The following is a 22,098-nucleotide window of genomic DNA, read 5'->3' on the forward strand; positions in this document are numbered from 1 at the left end:
AGCGCGGGTCCTCGCTTGTCGGCCGGGTACGGAGGTCAGGCTTGGCGGCGAGCCAGCCGTTGCGCGGCCCGGCACCTGTCCGGCTGGAAGGGGTCGGCGGACGCCCCGTCCTCCTTGACAGCCATGCCGATGCGGTTGCCATAAGACGCGTTGCCGAATTCCTGCGGCTGCAGCACTATCTCGTCAGCCATCAGCACCCCTCCCTTTCGGACAGGGGAAATCACACGAAGAGGCAAGCGGATCCCCCAGTGTCCGCGCCAATACCCCCCTTTTTTCGAACGGTTGGTCAGACGCGTTCGAGGCGAGCGAGACAACTGTAGACAGGCGATAACCCTGAGACGCAAGAGAAAATCGGCAGATCGTCTCTCTCCTGTGGCTCGAAAGCGATACATCGACCGGCCAGCCGACATCACGATCCTGCCGCAGTCACAGAGGATTCCCCGTGAAAAGCAAGGGCCACCCGGACATCGCCTCGCATCAAATCGGCTGAAAGTAGGCCCCTTGGATCCCAGCCCCGCTCCCGGGAGTCCGGTCGCGTCTCCGTTCGAAACTCTTATCGTGTCTTGCATGATGAGGTGGCCGGCCGCCACGGCGGCGGTTGATCCACTACGCTCTGGCGCGAATCGAGGGAAGACGGGATGGGCACTGCGCTGGTCGAACCGGCAGCCGTGAAACGGCCGCGGTATGTGAAGCGTGCGGCACAGGCTGCTGGAGCCGGGCTCGCCTCGGTGGCCGTCTCCACACTCGCAACGTGGCTGGTCCTGGACTCCAGTGCCTGCCGGAATGCGCCGGACTACGGCTGTCTCGGCTTCGCCGTCCTATGGTTGTACGTCTTGCCTTTTCTGAACTTCCTCCTCGCCTGGCCGGCTCTGCGCCTCCTCAGAGTCCGGCCGGCCTGGCTCACCGCGCTGATCGGCACCGGCATCGGCTGGTACCTGGTCCGGAACATCAAAACTCTTCAGTGGTTTCCCGGCGGCGCTCAATATGTCCAACCCGCCTTGTGCGTGGCGGCGTTCGCCCTCGCGGCCTGGATCACCCAGCCCCACAGGCCACTGTGGCCGCGAGCAGTCGTGGCCCTCGCCCTGGCCCTGCTGATGCCCCTCGATTCGCTCGCCACCACACAGCACGTCCAAAGCGGGCAGGACAGCGAACTGGCCCGGGCACATATCCCCCTGCTCGGGCCGCAACTGCCCGCGGGCTACCACCTGAACGGCGTCGGTACCAACCGATCGACGGCCGAAGGCGAGGCCACCTTCTACTACCGGATCTCACCCGACAGCCTGAGCGGCGCGGACACCATGGACGAACTCAGACAAGAGATCCAGGTGACCGTCGGCCCCCTGCAGCCGGGTTTCACCCCACCCTCCCACTGTGCCGCGCTCACCAGCGTCTACCCGGTGCCGTCACCCGCCTGCAACCCGGTGGCTCCCGGAGTGTGGCGATGGTCGAAGTACGACTACGTCGAGTACTTCACCCGGGTCAAAAACACCGTCGCAGTCATCCAGGCCCGCACCCCTCCAGTGAGCGACACCGTTCTCCGTAAGCTCGCCGGCACCATGAGTGTGCGCACGCCTTCGTACTTCACCGGCGGCTGAACCGCTTCCCGCACCTGGCAGCCACAGGTAACGACCGTGCGGGTATCGTTTTCCGGACTTGCGGCTAACTGATCGCTGCAAAATGAGGTCTCGGTACCGGCCGGTGATCCGCCTTCGACACCCAGATCCGGCGCGTCGTCTGTACGACGAACACGATCGAGTCGGTGAACGCGCGGATCCAACTCGTCAATGCCCGCCGCAACCATGTCCGGCGACAATTTTCGGCCGACTGGAAGTCGTGTGACTCATGTCGCACATGAGTCCGCTGTGAAGATTGTTGGTGACACTTATCGTCACGCACTGATACATTCCGAGTGACCACGGAACCGAACACCGGTTCCCAATGCGCGCTTTCAATGGGGGGAATGCTGCGCTGTGTCTTGTCACGTTTCGTGTGTCACCTTGCCGCCGCAGTGTGCAGTCGCGCCTGAGGCCGACGCGGCCGGTGACCACGCAACTGCTCGATCCGTGTGACCGCCGCGCTCCCTCCTTCGCCGACGGCACCGTTCATTTATCGCAGTTCGAAAGCGCAACTCCGCAGAAGGAGAATTCACTTGAGACGCAACACCATGCTGAGGCGTGTTCAGTTACCGGTGACGGCGGTCCTCACCCTGGCCCTGTCCTCCGGTGTCGCCACGACGCAGGCCTACGCTGCGGCCGGCCCGCAGGGAAAGGCCAAGGGCTGGTCGGCACCGGCCGCCCAGGACCCGGGTGCCAAGTCCGGCGACCGGCCCGCCGCGGTCCCGGCCGACCGACGCGCGGACGTCCTCGGCAAGGACTACGGGAAGTCGTCCGACCGTGCCTTCACCACCTCCGGTGACGGAACCGGCTTCCACGTCCTCGTCGCGGACGAGAAGCAGGGATACGCCTGGAAGACGGCGGCGACCTTGTCCGAGCCCGGCTTCGACACCGACACCTGGATCGGCAACGCCTGCCTGACCGAGTCCGGGAAGTACGCGGCCGTCGCCTACGCGCCCCGTACCTTCACCAACAACCCCGAACTGATGACGCGCGGAGCGTTCACCGCCGTCGTCGACCTGACCGACGGCCAGGTCACGAAGCTGCCCTTCCAGGCCACACTGGGCTACTTCTCCCCGGGCTGCGGCCAGGGCGAGAAGGCGGTGTTCACGGCACTGACCGACGACGGGTCGGCGAAGAACCAGACCCGGCTGGTCACGGTCGACGCGAGGACCGGAAAGGCCGGCACGAAGCAGACGGTCACCGGGCAGGTGACCTCGGCCGTGCCCACCGACCAGGGCATCGTCGCCTCCGCCGGTAACCACATCGTGAGCGTCAAGGACGGCAAAACCCACGACATCGCCACCACGAAGGCCACGCCGTTCCAGCTCAAGGCCGACTCCGACGGCGGCGTCACGTTCATCGACCCGGCGCCCAGGCCGTCGAAGGCGCTCAGCTCCGCGGCGGCGCAGAACACCGCCACGGTCTCCCGCGTCAGCGCGGGACAGATCAAGAAGGCCGACGGCCGAAGCCGGCCTGCCGGGCTCGCGCAGGGCAAGCTCGACGAGTTCGACCTCACCACCACGCCCTCGGGCAAGGTGTACGTGACCGGCGAGGCCGTCTCCACCCCGCGTGCCGCGGACAACGGGCTGAGCAACCCCGGCGGCATCGACAAGGATGCCCACGTCTCCAGCCGGGGCCAGGCCGTGGTCACCGCCCGCTGGGCGGACGGCAAGGACTCCCGGATACGCCCGCAGGAGGCCCTGGAAGCCCGCACCGTCCGTACCACGGTGAAGGCCCTGGACACCCGCAAGACCGTCGTCCTGGACGCCTATCCCGGATCCGGGAACATCGGCGGGCAGCGCGCGGTGACGCAGGGAATACAGACGAGCCCGGTCCTGCTCGCGCAGGGCGCGAGGACCCGGGTCGGCCCCATGGTGGCGGCCAACGACCCGGTCGAGGACGACCGTTACTGCTCGGTCGCGCGCAACGACCCCAAGAAACAGGCGTTCCAGCCCACTCCCCGCCAGGTCGAGTGGGCGGTCGACCAGGCCGTCGTCGGCAAGCTCAACAAGGGCGCGACGCGTCCGGCGAACTGGAAGAACACCGGCATGGCGGCCTACGCCCCGCAGGCGCTCTTCCCGCTGACGTCGCTCGCGGGCGGGTCCGGCGAGGACTGGCACGTGCCCGCGCAGGTGATGCTCGGCATCACGGCGCAGGAGTCGAACATGTGGCAGGCCACCCGCCTGGCGGTGCCCGGCGTCACGGCCAACTCGCTGATCGGCAACTTCTACGGCGTCAAGTTCGCCGCCAACGGCCAGCAGCAGGATCCCTGGGCGATCGACTTCGCCAAGGCCGACTGCGGATACGGCATCGCACAGGTCACCGACGGCATGCGGATGCACGGCAAGGAGAAGGAGGGCGAGCAGCCCAAGACCACGGCGCAGCAGGAAGCCGTCGCGCTCGACTACGCCGCGAACATCGCGGCGGGTGTCAACGTACTCATCGGGAAGTGGAACGACACCCGCAAGGACGGCCTGACCGTCAACGAGGGCCAGCCGAAGTACATCGAGAACTGGTTCTACGCGCTGTGGGCGTACAACGCGGGGTACTACCCCAAGTCGGCTCCGCAGAACGGCAAGTGGGGTGTCGGCTGGACGAACAACCCGGCCAACCCGCTGTGGAAGGAGAACCGGACCCCCTTCCTGGAGAAGGCGGACGGCAAGGACGACTACAGTCACGCCGCGCACCCGCAGGACTGGCCGTACGAGGAGAAGGTGATCGGCTGGGCCGCCCGTCCGATCTCCGCCATGTTCAAGCCGGGCGACATGCAGGCGGGTTACCGTGCCGCGTGGTGGAACTCCAACGACGCCCGCACCTCCGCCAAGCCGCCCATCTTCACCTTCTGCGGTCCGCAGAACGACTGCGTGCCCTCGAAGATCAGCGAAGGCGCCTCCAACGACGACGGCAAGGGGCCGTGCGCTCTGCCCGGTGACCCGCACAGCGACAACCCGCTGTACCTCAAGTGCTGGTGGAACCAGCCGGCCAGCTGGAAGAACTGCACCACCGAGGCCCGGTGCGGCAATCCGGTCCACCGGTTCGACGACACCTATCCCGAGCAGCCCGACGAGAACTCCTACCCCCCGCGCTGCAACACCGGCCTGCCGTCCGGATCCCTGATCGTGGACGATCTGCCCAACGGCACTGTCCCTGCTGGCAGTTCGGGGCGCACCTGCACGGTGAGCTCGAACGGCTCCTTCCAGTTCACCTTCGCCGGCGAGAACAACAAGTACCCCTCCAAGATGGACCTGCACCAGGTCGGCGCGGGCAACAACAACCACTTCTGGATGGGGCACACCCGCTGGCTGGCGACCGCTGACGGCAAGCGGCTGAACGTCTCCGGCAAGTGGACGCTGAGCGGCAGCCAGCGCGGCTGGATGCGCGTCTTCGTGCACATGCCCGACCATGGCGCCCACACCCGGCAGGCCGCCTACAAGGTGGGCGGCACCGACTCGCTCTCACCCGTCCGTGTGCACCCGCAGCGGATAGGTCAGAACAAGTGGGTCGACCTGGGCGTGTTCAACTTCACCGGTACGCCGTCGGTGACCCTCGACACCGACACCCAGGACGGCACCGGGGACGAGGACATCGCCTGGGACTCGGTGGCCTTCCAGCCGCTGTCGGCCAAGCCGAAGGACTTCGTCGTCGCCATGGGCGACTCGTACTCCTCCGGTGAGGGTGCCTCCGAGGGCAACCGGGACTACTACCCGGAGACCAACTACCTGGACAAGCAGGAGGACAAGACCCGCGACGCCTGCCATCGCTCCACCCAGGCGTGGTCGCGCCAGGCGAGGCTCCCGGGCCGGTCGGCGTCGATCGGAACCCTGGCCGACGGCTACGGAAGCGCCATGGACTACCACCTGATCGCCTGCTCCGGCGCCCGCACCTACCACATGCTGCACAACGGCATCGTGCAAGGCAACGGCGGTGAGAAGCCGCAGATCGACAAGGGTTACCTGGATCAGAACACCACCCTGGTCACCCTCTCCATCGGCGGCAACGACGCCCGCTTCTCCGCCATCATCCAGAAGTGCCTGGTTGTGATGAACGGCGGCAACTGCAAGGACAAGACCTTCGAGGACGGCGACACCGACAACCAACTGGCCGGCCGGGACCGCAAGTTCATCGGCCAGCCCCTCGAGCAGGCCGTGGCCGGCATCATCGACGAGATCGTCCGGCCGGACATCGCCAAGGTCCTGGCGGAGATTCACGAGAAGGCCCCCAAGGCGAAAATCGTACTGATGGGGTACCCGCCGCTGATCGAGCACCGGGGCGAGTGCCTGAGCATCACGGTGCCCGGGGTCGGCCAGATCGGTCTGTCCGCGTCCTCCTCCGACTGGCTCAACAGTGTGGCCGACACGCTCTCGGCCGCCATGCAGCAGTCCGTGAACGCCACCAAGGCCGCAGGCGCCCAGGCATGGTTCTCCAACCCGAAGCAGAACTTCGCGGGCAAGGCGGTCTGCGGTGACCCCGAGTCCGTCCACGGCATCGTCAAGACGCTGGTGGACTCGGACCAGCCGAAGACGGACTACCCGATCCTCGAGAACTACGGTCTGTCCGCCCAGTCGTTCCACCCGAAGATCGGCGGCGCCCGTCTGTACGCCGACTCCCTGGAGCGCACTTTCATCGACATGGGCCTGTAACCCCGCTGTCCCTCAGGGGCCCCGCTCGCCGCGGGGCCCCACCCGGTCGGAACGGACATACCTCGCCATGAGGGGTCTCTGTCCACCGCCGGTGGAGCCGCCGCCCTCGCACTCGTCGCCCTGGCCGCCGCGCTGGCCTCGGCGGGCACCTCCGGCTTTCAGCCTGACCGGACTCGTCAACGACAACTGCTCATGGTTCCTGGTGGAGCCCGCGAACACCTGCACCGCACCGTCCGTGCTCCACGGCGGCGAACTGTGGTGATCAACGGACTCGACGACCGTCTACGACATCGAAGGCGACGGCAAGGGCGCCATCACCCAGGAAACCCTCGGCTCGCCCCTGATCCACGGCTGACGTCCCCACAACACCGGGTCCTGAGTACCGGTACTCAGGACCCGGTCCTGCCATCGAGGGAAACTTGTGCCCATGAACGACCCCGCCTCCCCGAAGCCTTCCGGCCTGCCACAGTTCCGCGGCGAGAACGTGCCGCCCCCACGGACCGGACACCGGTGGCTGCCCCTTGCCGGAGACATCGCACTGGCCGTCGGGCTGCTCGTTCTCGACGCCATCGCGGCCGTCGCGACCTTCCTGCTCAGCATCGACTACAGCGGCTGGAAGCCGTTCGACCCCGGTGCGGACAACTCCGACATCTCCCTTACTCCCAACTGGCTCCACGTCGGCATCGCCGGCGTCGTCATGGTGCTGAGCGCAGTGCTCCTCTACCGACTCCGCGCCGTCGTCAGCACCTGCCTGCAGGTACTCGTCGGCGTCACCGTCCTGGCGGTCGCCATCGGCGGCGCGCAGATCGACGAGCACCGCAGTGCCCGGGCCGACGCGTCCGTGTCAGGCCCCTACTCGCACCACACCACCGATCGCATTACCGACCACCCCAGCCGTCCGCCCCAAGTACGGCGCAGCCGGTGAACCGGCTTCTGGTCCGTCTTCAGACCGTGTCCTACGCGGTGAGGCGGAGGAGCCGTTTGTAGCGGCAGAGGGCGGCGAGGCCGAGTAATGCCTGTCGGCCTCGCCGATTCGGTTGGAGCGGTGAAGCGTCGTTGAGGGGTCACTGTCGGGTGGCCGAAGCATTCTGGGTGTTCGGGCATGATGGAGACCCGGCGTGGCGGTCGGGTCCTTCGGGTCTTGGGTGGCAAGGGGGTTGCCGGTCAGCCGATGAGACGGGACAGTGCGGTGAGGCGGTGGAAGGCCGCGGCCAGCTCGTTTCTCCAGGGCCAGGTCGCGGATATCCGCAAGCGCAGGCGTCGGCCGCCGCGGGTGAGGCGGGCGGCGACGTGCAGTAGTCGCCGTCCGGCCGAACACCTCAGCACCCGGACATCAGGACGCGGCTCCACAAGCGGGTGACCGGGGGCGCAGCCCTGCGGGAACTGGAGGCGGCAACCGGCCGCAGTGTCCCGTGGGCGTGGGCTCGGATCGGCGCCAGGTGATACGAACCGACGCTGGTGGCCACCGTCACACCCGCCGCTCCGGCCTCCACCGACTCATAGGAACGCCCGGGTCGTTTCAGTTCGGGCAGTTTCTGTCCGGCGCACACCAACCCCCACGCCCCGGCGCTGACGCGATCGAGCTCCTCGAAGTCGAGGTCGAACCCGGTCAGCGGTCCCGCCAAGAGGGCTCCCGGACGCCAATAAAGACAGCCCGCGGACAGTGGCCGACGGACCCCACCGAAACCCTGCGTCCCCAACACGTCCCCACGATCATGGAAATGAGATCGGGGAGATGTTGCCGACTCATCGACTCAAGCTCCGCTCGTCAGCGTTCCCGCAGGTCAGCACGATGCCTGCTCCGCGAGAGAGCAAGATCCCCACCGCGCTCCGAAGTCGCGAGCAGCGGATTCAGTCCATTGAGCCGAAGTTGACGATCCAACACCTCACGAGGGGCGCTTCCGCGGGTCAGGCCACTTCTGTGGTGGGGCGGGTGGGACTCGAACCCACGGCCGACGGATTATGAGTCCGCTGCTCTAACCGGCTGAGCTACCGCCCCGTTACGGCGCGCCGCGCACATTTGTGCGCGCCGTCTGCCGCAGCATAGCCGCTCATACGATCTCCTGCTCCAGCTGGTCGGCTTCACGCGACCATGATGCCTTCGGCATGCCCTGGGCGGTTCCCGCGGACATGAAAAAGGACCCCGAAGGGTCCTCTTTCGTTGCTCTCCCGACTGGACTCGAACCAGTAACCTGCCGGTTAACAGCCGGCTGCTCTGCCAATTGAGCTACAGGAGATCGAGCTCCCCCGACTGGACTCGAACCAGTAACCTGCCGGTTAACAGCCGGCTGCTCTGCCAATTGAGCTACAGGGGATTGATCTCTGCATCGAACGCACCCACCTGGGTATTCGCCAGGGGGCGTGCGCTTGCTGCGACACATACATTAGCGCAAGCAGGGGGGTGCTCCGCCAATCGGTTCCCTCCGCACCGATGCCGACGCAAGAGAAGGGTGGTCGTCATGCGCTACCGGCTCACGTTCGTCGCCGGACTGGCCCTGGGTTACGTGCTCGGCACGCGGGCCGGACGCGAGCGCTACGAACAGCTCAAGAAGTCCATGCGCCAGGTCGCGCAGAACCCCGCGGTGCGCAACACCGCCGAGACCGCGGCCCACCAGAGCCGCGAGATCGCGGGCAAGGCGCTGCACACCGTGAGCGAGAAGGTGGGCGACCGCGTCCCCGACTCGGTCACGGACCGGGTGCGTTCCCTGCGCGAGCGGAACGCGGCCGGCACCGGCGAGGACGACTGGGGTACCAGCAACACCTAGGGCGTGTCGTTCGGATCACGGGGCGGGACGCGGGGCGGCCTGCGAGGCACCGCGCCCCGGCCCCGCCCGATCCGGACGGCAGACCCCGGGGAGGCCGGTGCCGCCCGTCCTCGGGACGGCCCGGCGGCACCCGCTTCCGCCGTACGGCAGAATTCCCGCCATGGGGATAGTCGCCGGGCTGGACAGTGCGCCCGATTTCACTCGCATCGTCGTCTGCGACTCAGACACGGGTGCCGTGCTGAGGCAGGGGTATGCGCCGCATCCGGTCGACAGCGGCGAGGGTGGCGGCCGTCCTTCCGACGTGGACCCCCAGGCCTGGCTGCTGTCCCTGGGCGAGGCCGCAGGGGGCGGGCTGCTCGAAGGCGTTCAGGCCATCGGCGTGTCCGCCCAGCAGAACGGGCTCGTCCCGCTGGACCCGCAGGGCAACACCGTGCGCCCCGCGATGGTCGGCGGCGACAAGCGGGCGCAGGTCTCGGCGGCCGATCTGATCGACGCGCTCGGCGGTCGCGAGGCGTGGGCGCAGGCGGTGGGCAGTGTCCCGCAGGCCGCGCAGCCGGTGACCAAACTGCGCTGGCTGAGCAAGACCGAACCCGACGCGGCCCGGCGCACCAGCATGCTGCTCCAGGCCCACGACTGGCTGGTGTGGCAGCTTCTCGGACGGCCCGTGCGCAGGACCACGGACCGGGGCGGCGCCTCGGCGACCGGGTACTGGTCGGCGGCGACCGGCGCGTACCGGCAGGACCTCGTCGAGCTGGCGCTCGGCCACCAGGCCGGACTGCCGGACGTGCTCGGCCCCTCCGAGGCCGCGGGGACCACCCCCGAGGGCCTGCTGATATCCGCCGGGACCGGCGAGACCATGGCGGCGGCGTTCGGGCTCGGCATCGGGCTCGGCGACGCGGTGGTGTCGCTGGGCGCCTCGGGCTCCGTGATGGCCGTCCACGTCGAGGCGCTGGCGGACTCCACCGGCATGATCACCTCCCTGGCGGACGCGACCGGCATGCACCTCCCGGTCGTCACCACGCTCAACGCCGTACGGGCCCTGCGCGGGGCCGCGGAGCTCCTCGGCGTGCCCGACCTGGAGGGACTGTCCGAGCTGGCGATGAAGTCGACGCCGGGCTCGCACGGGCTCGTCCTGCTGCCGTACCTGGAGGGCGAGCGCACGCCGAACCTGCCGCACACGGCGGGGACGCTGGCCGGTCTGCGCCGGGAGTCGATGAAGCCCGAGCACCTGGCGCGGGCGGCCTTCGAAGGCATGCTGTGCGGGCTCGCGGACGCGCTGGACGTCCTGCGCGGCCGGGGTGTCGACGTACGCCGGATCTTCCTGCTCGGCCAGGCCGCCGAGCTGCCCGCCGTCCAGGCCGTGGCGCCCGCGCTGTTCGGCGCGCAGGTCGTCGTACCGCAGCCCGCGGACTACGCGGCGCTCGGCGCCGCCCGTCAGGCCGCCTGGGCCCTCGGCGTCGCGCGGGGCACCCTCGACCCGCGGACCCCGCCCCTGTGGCAGGGCCCGGTCGCTCAAGTGCTGGAGCCCGGTGACGAACTCGCCGTGGGACAGGCCGTACGGCAGCAGTACGTCACCGTGCGCGAACAGACACATCCCGGGGCGTTCCGGGCGTAACCCCTCCGAGGGCGTACGACCGAAGGCGGAGGCGGCATCCATTTTTGGACCGCACTTGGGTTAATCGGTTGAGGTAACGCGGGGGGAGTGTCCGACGATAGGGGGTGGTGCGTGCATCATGCACAGCCCGTCGGTCACCCCCGCCGTCCACGATTCCGAGAGACCCCGCGTGCTCATACGACTCCTGCGGACCCACCTCAGTCCGTACAAGAAACCCATCACCCTGCTGGTGCTGCTGCAGTTCCTGCAGACCTGCGCCACCCTCTACCTGCCCACCCTCAACGCGCACATCATCGACAACGGTGTCGTGAAGGGTGACACGGGTTACATCCTGACGTTCGGCGCCCTGATGATCGGCATCTCGCTGGCCCAGGTCGTCTGCAACATCGGGGCCGTCTACTACGGAGCCCGTACGGCGTCCGCGGTGGGCCGGGACATCCGGGGCGCCGTCTTCGACCGCGTGCAGTCGTTCTCGGCACGCGAGATGGGCCACTTCGGCGCGCCGTCGCTGATCACCCGCACCACCAATGACGTCCAGCAGGTGCAGATGCTCGCGCTGATGACGTTCACCCTGCTGGTGTCGGCGCCGATCATGTGTGTGGGCGGCATCGTCCTGGCCCTCGGCCTGGACGTGCCGCTGTCCGCGGTGCTCGTCGCCGTGGTGCCGACGCTCGGCATCTGCGTGACGCTCATCGTGCGCCGGCTGCGCCCGCTGTTCCGCACCATGCAGGTGCGCCTGGACACCGTGAACCGGGTGCTGCGCGAGCAGATCACCGGCAACCGCGTGATCCGCGCGTTCGTGCGCGACGGCTACGAGAAGGACCGCTTCAAGGGCGCCAACACCGACCTCACGGAGACGTCGCTGGCCACCGGCCGGATGCTGGCCCTGATGTTCCCGATCGTCATGACGGTGGTGAACCTGTCGTCCATCGCGGTGGTCTGGTTCGGCGCCCACCGCATCGACAGCGGCGGTATGCAGATCGGCGATCTGACCGCGTTCCTGGCCTACCTGATGCAGATCGTGATGTCCGTGATGATGGCCACCTTCATGTTCATGATGGTGCCGCGCGCGGAGGTCTGCGCGGAGCGCATCCAGGAGGTCCTGGGCACCGAGAGCAGTGTGGTCCCGCCCGTCGCCCCCGTCCTGGAGCTGCGCCGGCACGGCCACCTGGAGATCCGCGAGGCCGGGTTCCGCTACCCGGGCGCCGAGGAGCCGGTCCTGAGGTCCGTCGACCTGGTCGCGCGGCCCGGTGAGGTCACCGCGGTCATCGGTTCGACGGGCAGCGGCAAGTCGACGCTGCTCGGCATGATCCCCCGCCTGTTCGACGCCACCGACGGCCAGGTGCTGGTCGACGGCGTGGACGTCGCGACGATCGACCCGAAGCTGCTGGCCAGGACGGTCGGACTGGTCCCGCAGAAGCCCTACCTGTTCGCGGGGACGGTCGCCACGAACCTGCGGTACGGCAACCCGGAGGCGACCGACGAGGAGCTGTGGCACGCGCTGGAGGTGGCGCAGGCCAAGGGCTTCGTGGAAGCGCTGGAGAACGGGCTCGACTCACCGATCGCGCAGGGCGGCACGAACGTGTCCGGCGGCCAGCGCCAGCGCCTGGCGATCGCCCGCACCCTCGTGCAGCGCCCCGAGATCTACCTGTTCGACGACTCCTTCTCGGCCCTCGACTACGCGACCGACGCGGCGCTGCGCGCGGCGCTCACCGAGGAGACCGCCGAGGCGACCGTGGTGATCGTGGCCCAGCGGGTGTCGACCATCAGGGAGGCCGACCGGATCGTGGTCCTCGACGAGGGCCGGGTCGTCGGCACCGGACGCCACCACGAACTGATGGCGGACAACGAGACCTACCGGGAGATCGTGCTCTCCCAGCTGACGGAAGCGGAGGCCGCCTGATGGCAGGGCCGATGGGGCGCATGATGGCCGGGGGCGGCCCCGACCAGCGCTCGATGGATTTCAAGGGGTCGGGCCGGCGGCTCCTCACCCAGTTCAAGCCCGAGCGCGCCACGCTGTACGTGATGCTGGTGGCCGTCGTGCTGAGCGTCGGGCTCTCGGTGGTCGGCCCGAAGATCCTCGGCAGGGCCACCGACCTGGTCTTCGCGGGGATCGTCGGACGTCAGATGCCGGCCGGTACCACCAAGGCCCAGGCCCTCGACTCGCTGCGCGCGAGCGGCAAGGGCGGCGTCGCCGACATGCTCTCGGGGACGGACTTCACCCCCGGCCAGGGCATCGACTTCACCGCCGTCGGGCACGTCCTGCTGTTCGCGCTCGGCACGTTCCTGCTGGCCGGACTGCTGATGGCGGTGGCCACGCGGCTCGTGAACCGGGCGGTCAACAAGACGGTCTACCGCATGCGCGAGGACCTCCAGGCGAAGCTGTCGCGACTGCCGCTGTCGTACTTCGACAAGCGCCAGCGCGGTGAGGTGCTCAGCCGCGCGACGAACGACATGGACAACATCCAGCAGACCCTCCAGCAGTCGATGGGCCAGCTCGTCAACTCGCTGCTGACCATCGTGGGTGTCCTCGCGATGATGTTCTGGGTGTCGCCGCTGCTGGCGCTCGTCGCGCTGGTCACGGTGCCGCTGTCGTTCGTCGTGGCCACCCGGGTCGGCAAGCGCTCGCAGCCGCACTTCGTGCAGCAGTGGCGCACCACCGGCAAGCTCAACGCCCACATCGAGGAGATGTACACCGGCCACAACCTGGTGAAGGTGTTCGGGCGGGCGGAGGAGTCGGCGGCGCAGTTCGCCGAGCAGAACGACAAGCTGTACGAGGCCGGTTTCCGGGCGCAGTTCAACAGCGGCGTCATGCAGCCGCTGATGATGTTCGTGTCGAACCTGAACTACGTCCTGGTGGCGGTGGTCGGCGGGCTGCGGGTGGCCTCGGGCTCGCTGTCGATCGGTGACGTGCAGGCCTTCATCCAGTACTCCCGCCAGTTCTCGATGCCGCTGACGCAGGTCGCCTCGATGGCGAACCTGGTGCAGTCGGGTGTCGCGTCGGCGGAGCGGGTCTTCGAGGTCCTGGACGCGGACGAGCAGGAGGCGGACCCGACGGTGTCGGCCCGTCCCGGGGAACTGCGCGGGCGCGTGGCGCTGGAGAACGTGTCCTTCCGCTACGACCCGGAGAAGCCGCTCATCGAGGACCTCTCGCTGAAGGTGGAGCCGGGCCACACGGTGGCCATCGTCGGCCCGACCGGCGCCGGCAAGACGACCCTGGTGAACCTGCTCATGCGGTTCTACGACGTCACGGGCGGCCGGATCACCCTGGACGGGGTCGATGTGACCTCCATGTCCCGGGACGAGCTGCGGTCGGGGATCGGCATGGTGCTCCAGGACACCTGGCTGTTCGGGGGCACGATCGCCGACAACATCGCGTACGGGGCCTCGCGGGACGTCACCCGCGGGGAGATCGAGGAAGCGGCGCGCGCGGCGCACGCCGACCGGTTCATCCGCACGCTGCCCCAGGGCTACGACACGGTGATCGACGACGAGGGGACGGGGGTCAGCGCGGGCGAGAAGCAGTTGATCACCATCGCCCGGGCGTTCCTGTCGGACCCGGTGATCCTGGTGCTCGACGAGGCGACCAGCTCCGTCGACACCCGCACCGAGGTGCTGATCCAGAAGGCGATGGCGAAGCTGGCGCACGGGCGGACGTCGTTCGTGATCGCCCACCGTCTGTCGACCATCCGGGACGCGGACACGATCCTCGTGATGGAGGACGGGGCCATCGTGGAGCAGGGCGCCCACGCGGACCTGCTGGAGTCCGGCGGCGCCTACGCCCGCCTCTACCAGGCCCAGTTCGCCCAGGCGGTGGCCGAGGTCGACTGACCATCCCCTCCCCCGGACTCCCGCAAAATCCAGCCCCTCCGGCGTTTGAGGAGCGGGGGTCCGGGGGCGGCGCCCCCGCTATGGGAAGGGAAGGGGCGGAGGGGGCGGACAAAGGCCGTTGCCCGCAGCGAGCCCCCTCAGTCCAGATAACCCCGCAGCTGGTCCGCGAAGGCATGGTCCCTCAGCTTGTTGAGGGTCTTGGACTCGATCTGCCGGATGCGCTCGCGCGTGACACCGAAGATGCGGCCGATCTCCTCCAGCGTGCGCGGACGCCCGTCCGCGAGCCCGTACCGAAGCTGGACCACCTTGCGCTCCCGCTCGCCGAGCGTGGAGAGCACCGCCTCCAGATGCTGTCGGAGCAGGAGGAACGCGGCGGACTCCACCGGAGACGTCGCGTCGCCGTCCTCGATGAGGTCACCGAGGGCCACGTCGTCCTCCTCGCCCACGGGGGCGTGCAGGGACACCGGTTCCTGGGCCAGCCGCAGGACCTCGCTCACCCGTTCGCCGGGCAGGTCGAGCTGCGCCGCGACCTCTTCGGGCGTGGGCTCGTAGCCGCGTTCCTGGAGCATCCGCCGCTGGACGCGGACCACCCGGTTGATCAGCTCGACCACATGCACGGGGACGCGGATGGTGCGCGCCTGGTCGGCGAGCGCGCGCGACATGGCCTGCCGGATCCACCAGGTGGCGTACGTGGAGAACTTGTAGCCGCGGGCGTAGTCGAACTTCTCGACGGCCCTGATCAGGCCGAGGTTGCCCTCCTGGACCAGGTCGAGCATGGTCAGGCCGCGGCCCACGTACCTCTTGGCCACGGAGACGACGAGCCGCAGGTTCGCCTCGATGAGCCGGCGCTTCGCCATCCGGCCCATGACGACGATCTTGTCGAGGTCCAGGGCGAGCTGGCTGTCCAGGTCGGGCGTGAGCCGGAGCTTCTCCTCGGCGAACAGCCCGGCCTCGACGCGCCGGGCGAGTTCGACCTCCTCGGCCGCCGTGAGCAGCGGGATCCGCCCGATCTCCCGCAGGTACTGGCGGAACAGGTCGGACGAGGGGCCACCGGTGTCGGCGGCGCGGCTCCGGACCGGTTCCACGGGTTCGGGGGCCTCGGTCTCCACCTCCACCTCGGCCTCCGGAGCCTCTCCGAGGGCCTCGGGAGGGCTTTCCGGCCCGCCCTCGGGATGGTGCGCGGCACGCCGCTGCGCGGGGACCGCCCCGACGACGCCGGGGTCCGCGTCCGAGTCGGTGGCGTTGTCGGTCTGGGCGAGGGTCTGGGTCTGCACGGGGGCGACCTCCAGGAATGTCGCTGCTGAGGCGTGCGGCAGCGGTACGTCGGGGATGGGGTCGACGGCCTCACCGCTGTCCATCCCGCAGTCGTTTGGCGGAACCGCGGGGATGGGGAACCCGTCGCGTGCGGGTCGGCCGCGCTCCGAGGACTCAGGCACCGGAACCCAGTGTGGAGTACGACACATCGCCGCCACGAGGGGCGTGCGGTGACTTTTTGCGTCCGGTCCGTGACCGCGTGGTTACTGTCCAGGACGAGTGCGCAGCTCAGCGGAGACGAAACCTTCAAAGGGGGATGCGGGATTGGCATGTGCACCGGCCGCTCCGGCCGCCCGTCACGCTCCGCCGGGCCGCTCCCGGGACTCCCGAAGGCCCGTAGCGCGGCCTCAGAGGGCTTCGGCGCCCCGCTCGCGCAGTGCCTGACCGTACTGCTGGAGCACCCACAGCTCGTTCTGCACGGCGGCCAGCCGGGCCGGGTCGCCGCCCGCGCTGAGGCGGGACAGGGAGCCCTGGACGTCCCGGATGCGGCGGTCGACGGCGCGGCGCCGGACCATGACGAGCTGGTCGCCCGCGTACATCTCGTCGACGGTCTTGCGCAGGATCGCCTCGACGGCGAGCTCGGTGACCATCGCGCGCACCGCGTCGTCCGGGGCGGCGTCGCGGACCCGGATCAGATACTCCTGGGGGTCCTGGACGCCGTACTCGGTGCCGCCCGCGTCCATGACGGCCTGGCGCACGGCCGCGTACGGCGGGGCGGTGAACTCGTCCATGCCGTACGCGTCGAACGCCGGGGCGACCAGCTCGGGCCGCTGGAGGGCGAGTTTGAGCAGCTCGCGCTCGGTGGCGAAGACGGGGTTGCGCAGGGTGAGAGCCGGGCCGCCGCCGGTGGGCGCCTGGGTCGCGGCGTAGGTCTGCTGGGGGCGGCCGCCTGCCGGGGCCGGTCCCATGCCGCCTCGGTCGCGGGCCCAACGGGCGAGCTGCGCGACCCTCTTGACGACGAACTGGGTGTCGAGGATGCCGAGCATGCCGGCGAGCTGTACGGCGACCTCGTGCTGTGCGCCGCTGTTCTTGATGCGGGCGACGACCGGGGCGGCCTCGTCGAGAGCGGCCGCGCGTCCGGCGGGGGTCTCCAGGTCGTAGCGCAGGACGATCTGGCGCAGGGCGAACTCGAAGAGGGGGGTGCGGGGTTCGACCAGGTCGGCGACGGCCTCGTCGCCCTTGGCGAGACGCAGCTCGCAGGGGTCCATGCCGTCGGGCGCGATGGCGATGTAGGTCTCGGCGGCGAACTTCTGGTCGTCCTCGAAGGCACGCAGGGCGGCCTTCTGGCCGGCCGCGTCACCGTCGAAGGTGAAGATCACCCGGGCCGAGCCGTTGTCCATCAGGAGACGGCGGAGGATCTTGATGTGGTCGCCGCCGAACGCGGTGCCGCAGGTCGCGATGGCGGTGGTGATCCCGGCCAGGTGGCAGGCCATGACGTCGGTGTAGCCCTCGACGACGACCGCCCGGCTGCTCTTGGCGATGTCCTTCTTGGCGAGGTCGATGCCGTACAGGACCTGGGACTTGCGGTAGATCGCGGTGTCGGGCGTGTTCAGGTACTTCGGGCCGTTGTCCGACTCGTAGAGCTTGCGGGCGCCGAAGCCGACGACCTCGCCGCCGATGTCGCGGATCGGCCACATGAGACGGCCGCGGAAGCGGTCGATGGGGCCGCGGCGGCCCTCCTGGGCGAGGCCGGAGAGGACCAGCTCCTTGTCGGTGAAGCCCTTGCCGCGCAGATGGCGGGTGAGGTGGTCCCAGCCCTGGGGGCTGTAGCCGACTCCGAAGTGGGCGGCGGCGGCCTGGTCGAAGCCGCGCTCGGCGAGGAACGCCCGGCCCGTGTCGGCCTCGGGGCTGGTGTCGAGCTGCGCGGTGTAGAACTGCGCGGCCGCCTTGTGCGCCTCGACCAGACGGATGCGCTCGCCACGCTGGTGGGCGGGGTTGTACCCGCCCTCCTCGTAGCGCAGGGTGATGCCGGCCTGGGCGGCGAGGCGCTCGACCGACTCGGAGAAGGTGAGGTGGTCGACCTTCATCACGAACGTGATGGTGTCGCCGCCCTCCTGGCAGCCGAAGCAGTGGAAGAGGCCCTTGCTGGGGCTGACCTGGAACGACGGTGACTTCTCGTCGTGGAAGGGACAGAGGCCCTTGAGGTTTCCGCCGCCCGCGTTGCGCAGCTGGAGGTACTCGGACACCACGGCGTCGATCGGGACCGCGTCCCGAACAGCCTTCACGTCCTCGTCATTGATCCTGCCTGCCACGTGGTGATTCTACGGGGCCGCGCCGACACTCCCGGGGCAGGTGGACGGCCACCGTGCCGGGGTCCGGGGCACACCCCGGAAATCCCGGCACGGCGGACGGTCCGCGCGCCGGCCGGCGCGGCCCTCGCGGGGCCGTCCGGCGGCGTCACGGGGCCAGGCTCTCCAGCGGGACGTGCGGGTCGGCGAGCGCCTCGGTGTCCACCCGGGACCGGGAGCGGATGAGCCGCTGGATCGGATCGGTGACGTCCCACACGTTCACGTTCATCCCGGCGAGCAGTCTGCCGTCCTTCACCCAGAAGGCGATGAACTCCCGCTTGCCCGCGTCGCCGCGGATCACCACCTGGTCGTACGTCCCCGGGGGTGCCCAGCCCGAGTACTCCAGGCCCAGGTCGTACTGGTCGGAGAAGAAGTAGGGCACGCGGTCGTACACCGCCCCGCGGCCCAGCATCGAGCGGGCGGCGGCCGGTCCGCCGTTGAGGGCGTTGGCCCAGTGCTCGACGCGCAGCCGGGTGTCGAAGAGGCCGTGGTGGAAGGAGGCGACGTCACCGGCGGCGTACACGTCGGGGTCGGAGGTCCGCAGCTGCTCGTCGACGGCGATGCCGCCGCCGTGCGCGCGGTCGGCCATCTCCAGGCCCGCGGCCTCGGCGAGGCCGGTGCGCGGGGCGGCCCCGATGGCCGCGAGGACGTCGTGGGCGGGGTGCTCCTCCCCGTCGTCGGTGCGGGCGGCCAGGACCATGCCGTCCTGCCCGACGATCTCGGTGAGCTGGACGCCGAAGTGGAAACGCACGCCGTGCTCGCGGTGCAGTTCGGTGAAGAGCTCGCCCAGCTCGGGGCCGAGCACGTTGTGCAGCGGGGTCGGAGCGGGTTCGACGACGGTGACCTCCGCGCCGTACTCGCGGGCCGCGGCGGCGACCTCCAGGCCGATCCAGCCGGCTCCGGCGATGACGAGGTGGCCGTTGTCCCGGCCGAGCGCGGCGAGGACGCCCTTGAGGCGCTCGGCGTGGGCGAGGCGGCGCAGGTGGTGGACGCCGGCGAGGCCGGTGCCCGGGATGTCGAGGCGGCGCGGCTCGGCGCCGGTCACGATGAGCAGTTTGTCGTAGTGGACGAGGGTGCCGTCGTCACCGAAGCGGACGGTCTTGGCCGCGCGGTCGATCGCGTCGACGGTCTGGCCGAGGTGCAGCTCGATGTCGTTCCGCGCGTACCACGCGGGTTCGTGCACGAAGACGCTGTCGCGTCCCTCCTTGCCGAGGAGGTAGCCCTTGGACAGCGGCGGACGTTCGTAGGGGTGGTCGCGCTCGTCGCAGATCAGTATCACGCGGCCGGTGAAGCCCTCCGCTCGGAGCGTCTCGGCCGCCTTGGCTCCTGCCAGGCCTCCTCCGACGATGACGAATGTCTGATCCGCGTCGACCACTTGATGCCTCCTCGTAAGGATGTCGCCATATGCGAGCCTCCCGCACGGAGCGTGATGCGGGAAGGGGTAGTGGCCCGATCAGGCCACGCAGGGTCACACTTGTCCGCCCCCATGGGAACGCGTGGTGAGTCTGAGGTGCAGGGAACGCGCCGAGGCGTCGGTGAGCGATGCGATCTGGTCCACGATCACGCGCTTGCGGGCACGGTCGTCGGCCGCCTGGTCGAACAGCGCCCGGAACTGCGGGTCCAGTACCTCGGGGGCGCGGGCGGTGAGCGCCTCGGCCAGTTCGGCGACCACGACCCGCTGGTCGGCGCGGAGCAGCTCCTGTTCGGCGCGCTGCATCACGTACCGGTCGGCGACCGCCTTGAGGACGGCGCACTCCAGCCTGGCGGCCCGCGGGACGACGAGTTCCGCCGCGTACCGGGTGAGGCGTCCGCTGCCGTACCGGGCGCGGGTGGCGCCCTCCGCGGCCAGGCAGAAGCGGCCGATGAGCTGGCTGGTGGCGTCCTTCAGGCGGGCCTGCGCGACGGCCGATCCGTCGTACCCGTGCGGCCACCACTCCTGGCCGAGGAGCCGGTCGAGGGCCTCGGCCAGCTCGGCGGCATCGGTGTCCCCGGGCACGTACCGCCCGACGGCCACGGCGAAGATCTCCCGGCGTTCCGGTCCGGCGTACAGGCTGGCCGGGTCGATGTGGCCCGCGTGCAGGCCGTCCTCGACGTCGTGCACCGAGTACGCGACGTCGTCGGCCCAGTCCATCACCTGGGCCTCGAAGCACGTACGGGTGCCGGGCGCGCCCTCGCGGATCCAGTCGAACACCGGCCGGTCGTCCTCGTAGACCCCGAATTTCGGCGACTTCGGATCGTCGGGACGGGCGCCTCTCGGCCACGGGTACTTGGTGGCGGCGTCGAGGGCGGCGCGGGTGAGGTTGAGGCCGACGCTGACGAGGTCGTCGCCCGCGCCGGCGGCGGCCGAGGTGACCATGCGGCTGCGCACGAAGCGCTTGGGCTCGATCCGGGTGAGCAGGCGCAGCGACTGGGCGTTGCCCTCGAATCCGCCGCAGTCCTCGGCGAATTCGTTGAGCGCCTGTTCGCCGTTGTGTCCGAAGGGAGGGTGGCCCAGGTCGTGCGAGAGGCAGGCCGCCTCGACCAGGTCCGGGTCGCAGCCCAGGGCGGCGCCCAGCTCGCGGCCCACCTGGGCGCACTCCAGGGAGTGGGTCAGCCGGGTGCGCGGGCTGGCGTCCCACACCTGGATGGGCGCGCCGCCGGATCCGGCGGCGCCGAGCACCTGGGGAAGGGTTCCGGGCGTGACGACCTGGGTCTTGCCCGCGAGGCGGCGCAGGGCCGCGGAGTGCAGCACGCGTGCGCGGTCGCGCTGGAAGGCGGTGCGGCCCGGTCGTTTGTCGGGCTCGGCGGCCCAGCGCTCGACGGCCGACAGGTCGTACTCGTCATGGGCCGTGTGGTTCTCGTGGGCCTGTGGTGCGGTGTCTTCGGGTGCCTGTCGTGCGGTGTCTTCGGTCCTCGGTGCCATGCCTTCCATGCACCGACCCTAGACGCAGACGGTGACAATCGGGGCGGGGACGACGTCGGCGCGGTGCCGGGCGCGGGGAGAAGCGCCGGGTTCAGGCCGGGACCAGGGTGCGCTCCGGGGTGGACTCGGGGGCCGCTACGGCCTGGTCGTAGCGGTGCAGGACGAGGCGGGCCATCGCCGGGTGGTCGCCCAGCGGCCGGGCGCAGATCCAGGGGGCCTGCTCGGCGCACTGCGTGGCGAAACGGCCGGGGGCGGTGAAGTACGAGGCGACGGCGATCCGGTGGCGGCCCCGGGCGGCCAGCGAGCGCACGGCGGCGGGGACGGTGGGCGCGGCGGCGGAGGCGTAGGCCGGGACGACCGGGACACCGAGGCGTTCGGCGAGCAGCTGGGCGGTGCGGCGGGTGTCGGCGGCCGAGTCCGGGGCACGCGATCCGGCGGACGCGAGGACGACGGCGCTCGCGCGGCGGGCCGCGTCACTCATCCGGGTGCGCCATCCGGCCTCCACGAGGCGGGCGTAGAGGGTTTCCACGAGCAGCGGGTGCGGACCGAGCGGGCCGGCGACACGGGCGTTCAGGCCGGGCACGGCGGCGGCGGTCTCGGGGATGTCGCGCCGGACGTGATAGCCGCGGCCGAGCAGCAGCGGTACGAGGACGGTGTCCTGCCGGCCGGCCAGGGAGGCGAGCGTGTCGCCGAGGAGGGGCTCGTTGAGCTCGATGTGGCCGAGGTGCACGGGCAGGTGCGGGCGCAGCTCGCGCACGCGTTCCATCAGGGTGCGTACGGTGGCGAGCGCGCGCGGGTCACGGCTGCCGTGGGCGACCAGGACGAGGGCGGGCGGCGGCGGGCGGCGGGTGCCGTCGGGCGAGACGAGAGCGAGGCTGCTGCCGAGCTGGCCGGCGATCCGGTTCAGGAGCTGCGCCGCGTTGCCGAGGTGGCCTTCGAGGTCGGCGCCGCGGGGCGGCGGGCCGCCGAGGCCGTGGGAGAACGCGTCGCGAGAGGAGTTCGAGGCCGTCATACGTCGATCCTGGCGGGAGGAAGTTGCCGGGCCGTTGCGTGGGCGTGACGGACGTTTTCCAGCGGTTCACCGAACGGCGGCGGCGCGCTGTGAGGGTCTCCACCTGCGGCTCTCT

General features: G+C 69.9%; 13 protein-coding genes and 3 tRNA genes. 7 read left to right on the top strand and 9 right to left on the bottom strand.

What is annotated here, in order from left to right; translation table 11 throughout:
• Positions 1-35: 35 nt before the first annotated feature.
• Positions 36-191 carry a hypothetical protein gene (locus ACFYW9_RS19955; RefSeq protein ID WP_389151811.1) on the bottom strand — a complete coding sequence of 52 codons (156 nt, stop codon included), beginning with the start codon at positions 189-191 and terminating at the stop codon, positions 36-38.
• Between the two features lie 447 nt (positions 192-638).
• On the opposite strand from ACFYW9_RS19955, the gene ACFYW9_RS19960 reads away from it, so the two are divergent.
• The 3 genes from ACFYW9_RS19960 to ACFYW9_RS19970 all read left to right on the top strand — a co-directional run bounded on the left by ACFYW9_RS19960 (position 639) and on the right by ACFYW9_RS19970 (position 7,181).
• Positions 639-1,595 (top strand): hypothetical protein, encoded by a 957-nt coding sequence (locus ACFYW9_RS19960; RefSeq protein WP_384798014.1) that lies wholly within the window; start codon positions 639-641, stop codon positions 1,593-1,595.
• A 554-nt stretch (positions 1,596-2,149) separates the two neighbouring features.
• Positions 2,150-6,256 (top strand): SGNH/GDSL hydrolase family protein, encoded by a 4,107-nt coding sequence (locus ACFYW9_RS19965; RefSeq protein ID WP_389151815.1) that lies wholly within the window; start codon positions 2,150-2,152, stop codon positions 6,254-6,256.
• Between the two features lie 427 nt (positions 6,257-6,683).
• Positions 6,684-7,181, top strand: coding sequence for a DUF6234 family protein (locus ACFYW9_RS19970; protein ID WP_369482495.1), 498 nt, complete (start codon positions 6,684-6,686; stop codon positions 7,179-7,181).
• A gap of 997 nt (positions 7,182-8,178) precedes the next feature.
• Here the strand turns inward: ACFYW9_RS19970 and ACFYW9_RS19975 are convergent.
• From ACFYW9_RS19975 to ACFYW9_RS19985, 3 genes are all read right to left on the bottom strand, one after another.
• Positions 8,179-8,255 (bottom strand) — tRNA-Ile (locus ACFYW9_RS19975).
• Positions 8,256-8,420: 165 nt separating this feature from the next.
• Positions 8,421-8,493: transfer RNA gene (locus ACFYW9_RS19980), tRNA-Asn, on the bottom strand.
• 5 nt (positions 8,494-8,498) lie between these two features.
• Positions 8,499-8,571 (bottom strand) — tRNA-Asn (locus ACFYW9_RS19985).
• 144 nt (positions 8,572-8,715) lie between these two features.
• On the opposite strand from ACFYW9_RS19985, the gene ACFYW9_RS19990 reads away from it, so the two are divergent.
• The 4 genes from ACFYW9_RS19990 (at position 8,716) to ACFYW9_RS20005 (ending at position 14,467) form a co-directional block, all read left to right on the top strand.
• The gene (locus ACFYW9_RS19990) at positions 8,716-9,021 is read left to right on the top strand and encodes a YtxH domain-containing protein (protein ID WP_326787975.1); all 306 of its coding nucleotides are present in this window, start codon (positions 8,716-8,718) and stop codon (positions 9,019-9,021) included.
• A 160-nt stretch (positions 9,022-9,181) separates the two neighbouring features.
• Positions 9,182-10,636 carry an FGGY family carbohydrate kinase gene (locus ACFYW9_RS19995; RefSeq protein WP_389151819.1) on the top strand — a complete coding sequence of 485 codons (1,455 nt, stop codon included), beginning with the start codon at positions 9,182-9,184 and terminating at the stop codon, positions 10,634-10,636.
• A 169-nt stretch (positions 10,637-10,805) separates the two neighbouring features.
• A complete protein-coding gene (locus ACFYW9_RS20000; RefSeq protein ID WP_351867206.1) occupies positions 10,806-12,539 on the top strand; it encodes an ABC transporter ATP-binding protein in 1,734 nt (577 codons plus the stop codon).
• The gene (locus ACFYW9_RS20005; protein ID WP_351867202.1) at positions 12,539-14,467 is read left to right on the top strand and encodes an ABC transporter ATP-binding protein; all 1,929 of its coding nucleotides are present in this window, start codon (positions 12,539-12,541) and stop codon (positions 14,465-14,467) included. The genes ACFYW9_RS20000 and ACFYW9_RS20005 overlap by 1 nt, the downstream gene beginning before the upstream one ends.
• A gap of 137 nt (positions 14,468-14,604) precedes the next feature.
• Here ACFYW9_RS20005 and ACFYW9_RS20010 read toward each other — a convergent pair whose 3' ends face one another.
• The 5 genes from ACFYW9_RS20010 to ACFYW9_RS20030 form a co-directional block, all read right to left on the bottom strand.
• The gene (locus ACFYW9_RS20010; protein WP_389151824.1) at positions 14,605-15,903 is read right to left on the bottom strand and encodes an RNA polymerase sigma factor; all 1,299 of its coding nucleotides are present in this window, start codon (positions 15,901-15,903) and stop codon (positions 14,605-14,607) included.
• A 225-nt stretch (positions 15,904-16,128) separates the two neighbouring features.
• Positions 16,129-18,033, bottom strand: coding sequence for a DNA primase (dnaG, locus tag ACFYW9_RS20015; protein ID WP_351867196.1), 1,905 nt, complete (start codon positions 18,031-18,033; stop codon positions 16,129-16,131).
• 145 nt (positions 18,034-18,178) lie between these two features.
• On the bottom strand, positions 18,179-19,444 hold the full coding sequence (locus ACFYW9_RS20020; RefSeq protein WP_389151828.1) for an NAD(P)/FAD-dependent oxidoreductase: 1,266 nt from the start codon (positions 19,442-19,444) through the stop codon (positions 18,179-18,181).
• Between the two features lie 93 nt (positions 19,445-19,537).
• Positions 19,538-20,980 carry a deoxyguanosinetriphosphate triphosphohydrolase gene (locus tag ACFYW9_RS20025; protein WP_389151831.1) on the bottom strand — a complete coding sequence of 481 codons (1,443 nt, stop codon included), beginning with the start codon at positions 20,978-20,980 and terminating at the stop codon, positions 19,538-19,540.
• 82 nt (positions 20,981-21,062) lie between these two features.
• The gene (locus tag ACFYW9_RS20030) at positions 21,063-21,983 is read right to left on the bottom strand and encodes a sirohydrochlorin chelatase (protein ID WP_351867190.1); all 921 of its coding nucleotides are present in this window, start codon (positions 21,981-21,983) and stop codon (positions 21,063-21,065) included.
• Positions 21,984-22,098 lie beyond the last annotated feature (115 nt).

The sequence above is a fragment of the Streptomyces sp. NPDC002698 genome, assembly GCF_042888945.1.
Lineage (GTDB): Bacteria > Actinomycetota > Actinomycetes > Streptomycetales > Streptomycetaceae > Streptomyces.

Coding starts and splice junctions, on each gene's coding strand:
- ACFYW9_RS19970 (WP_369482495.1), top strand. CDS start 6,684: ATGAACGACCCCGCCTCCCCGAAGCCTTCCGGCCTGCCACAGTTCCGC.
- ACFYW9_RS19990 (WP_326787975.1), top strand. CDS start 8,716: ATGCGCTACCGGCTCACGTTCGTCGCCGGACTGGCCCTGGGTTACGTG.
- ACFYW9_RS19960 (WP_384798014.1), top strand. CDS start 639: ATGGGCACTGCGCTGGTCGAACCGGCAGCCGTGAAACGGCCGCGGTAT.
- ACFYW9_RS19995 (WP_389151819.1), top strand. CDS start 9,182: ATGGGGATAGTCGCCGGGCTGGACAGTGCGCCCGATTTCACTCGCATC.
- ACFYW9_RS20030 (WP_351867190.1), bottom strand. CDS start 21,983: ATGACGGCCTCGAACTCCTCTCGCGACGCGTTCTCCCACGGCCTCGGC.
- ACFYW9_RS20005 (WP_351867202.1), top strand. CDS start 12,539: ATGGCAGGGCCGATGGGGCGCATGATGGCCGGGGGCGGCCCCGACCAG.
- ACFYW9_RS20025 (WP_389151831.1), bottom strand. CDS start 20,980: ATGGAAGGCATGGCACCGAGGACCGAAGACACCGCACGACAGGCACCC.
- ACFYW9_RS19955 (WP_389151811.1), bottom strand. CDS start 191: ATGGCTGACGAGATAGTGCTGCAGCCGCAGGAATTCGGCAACGCGTCT.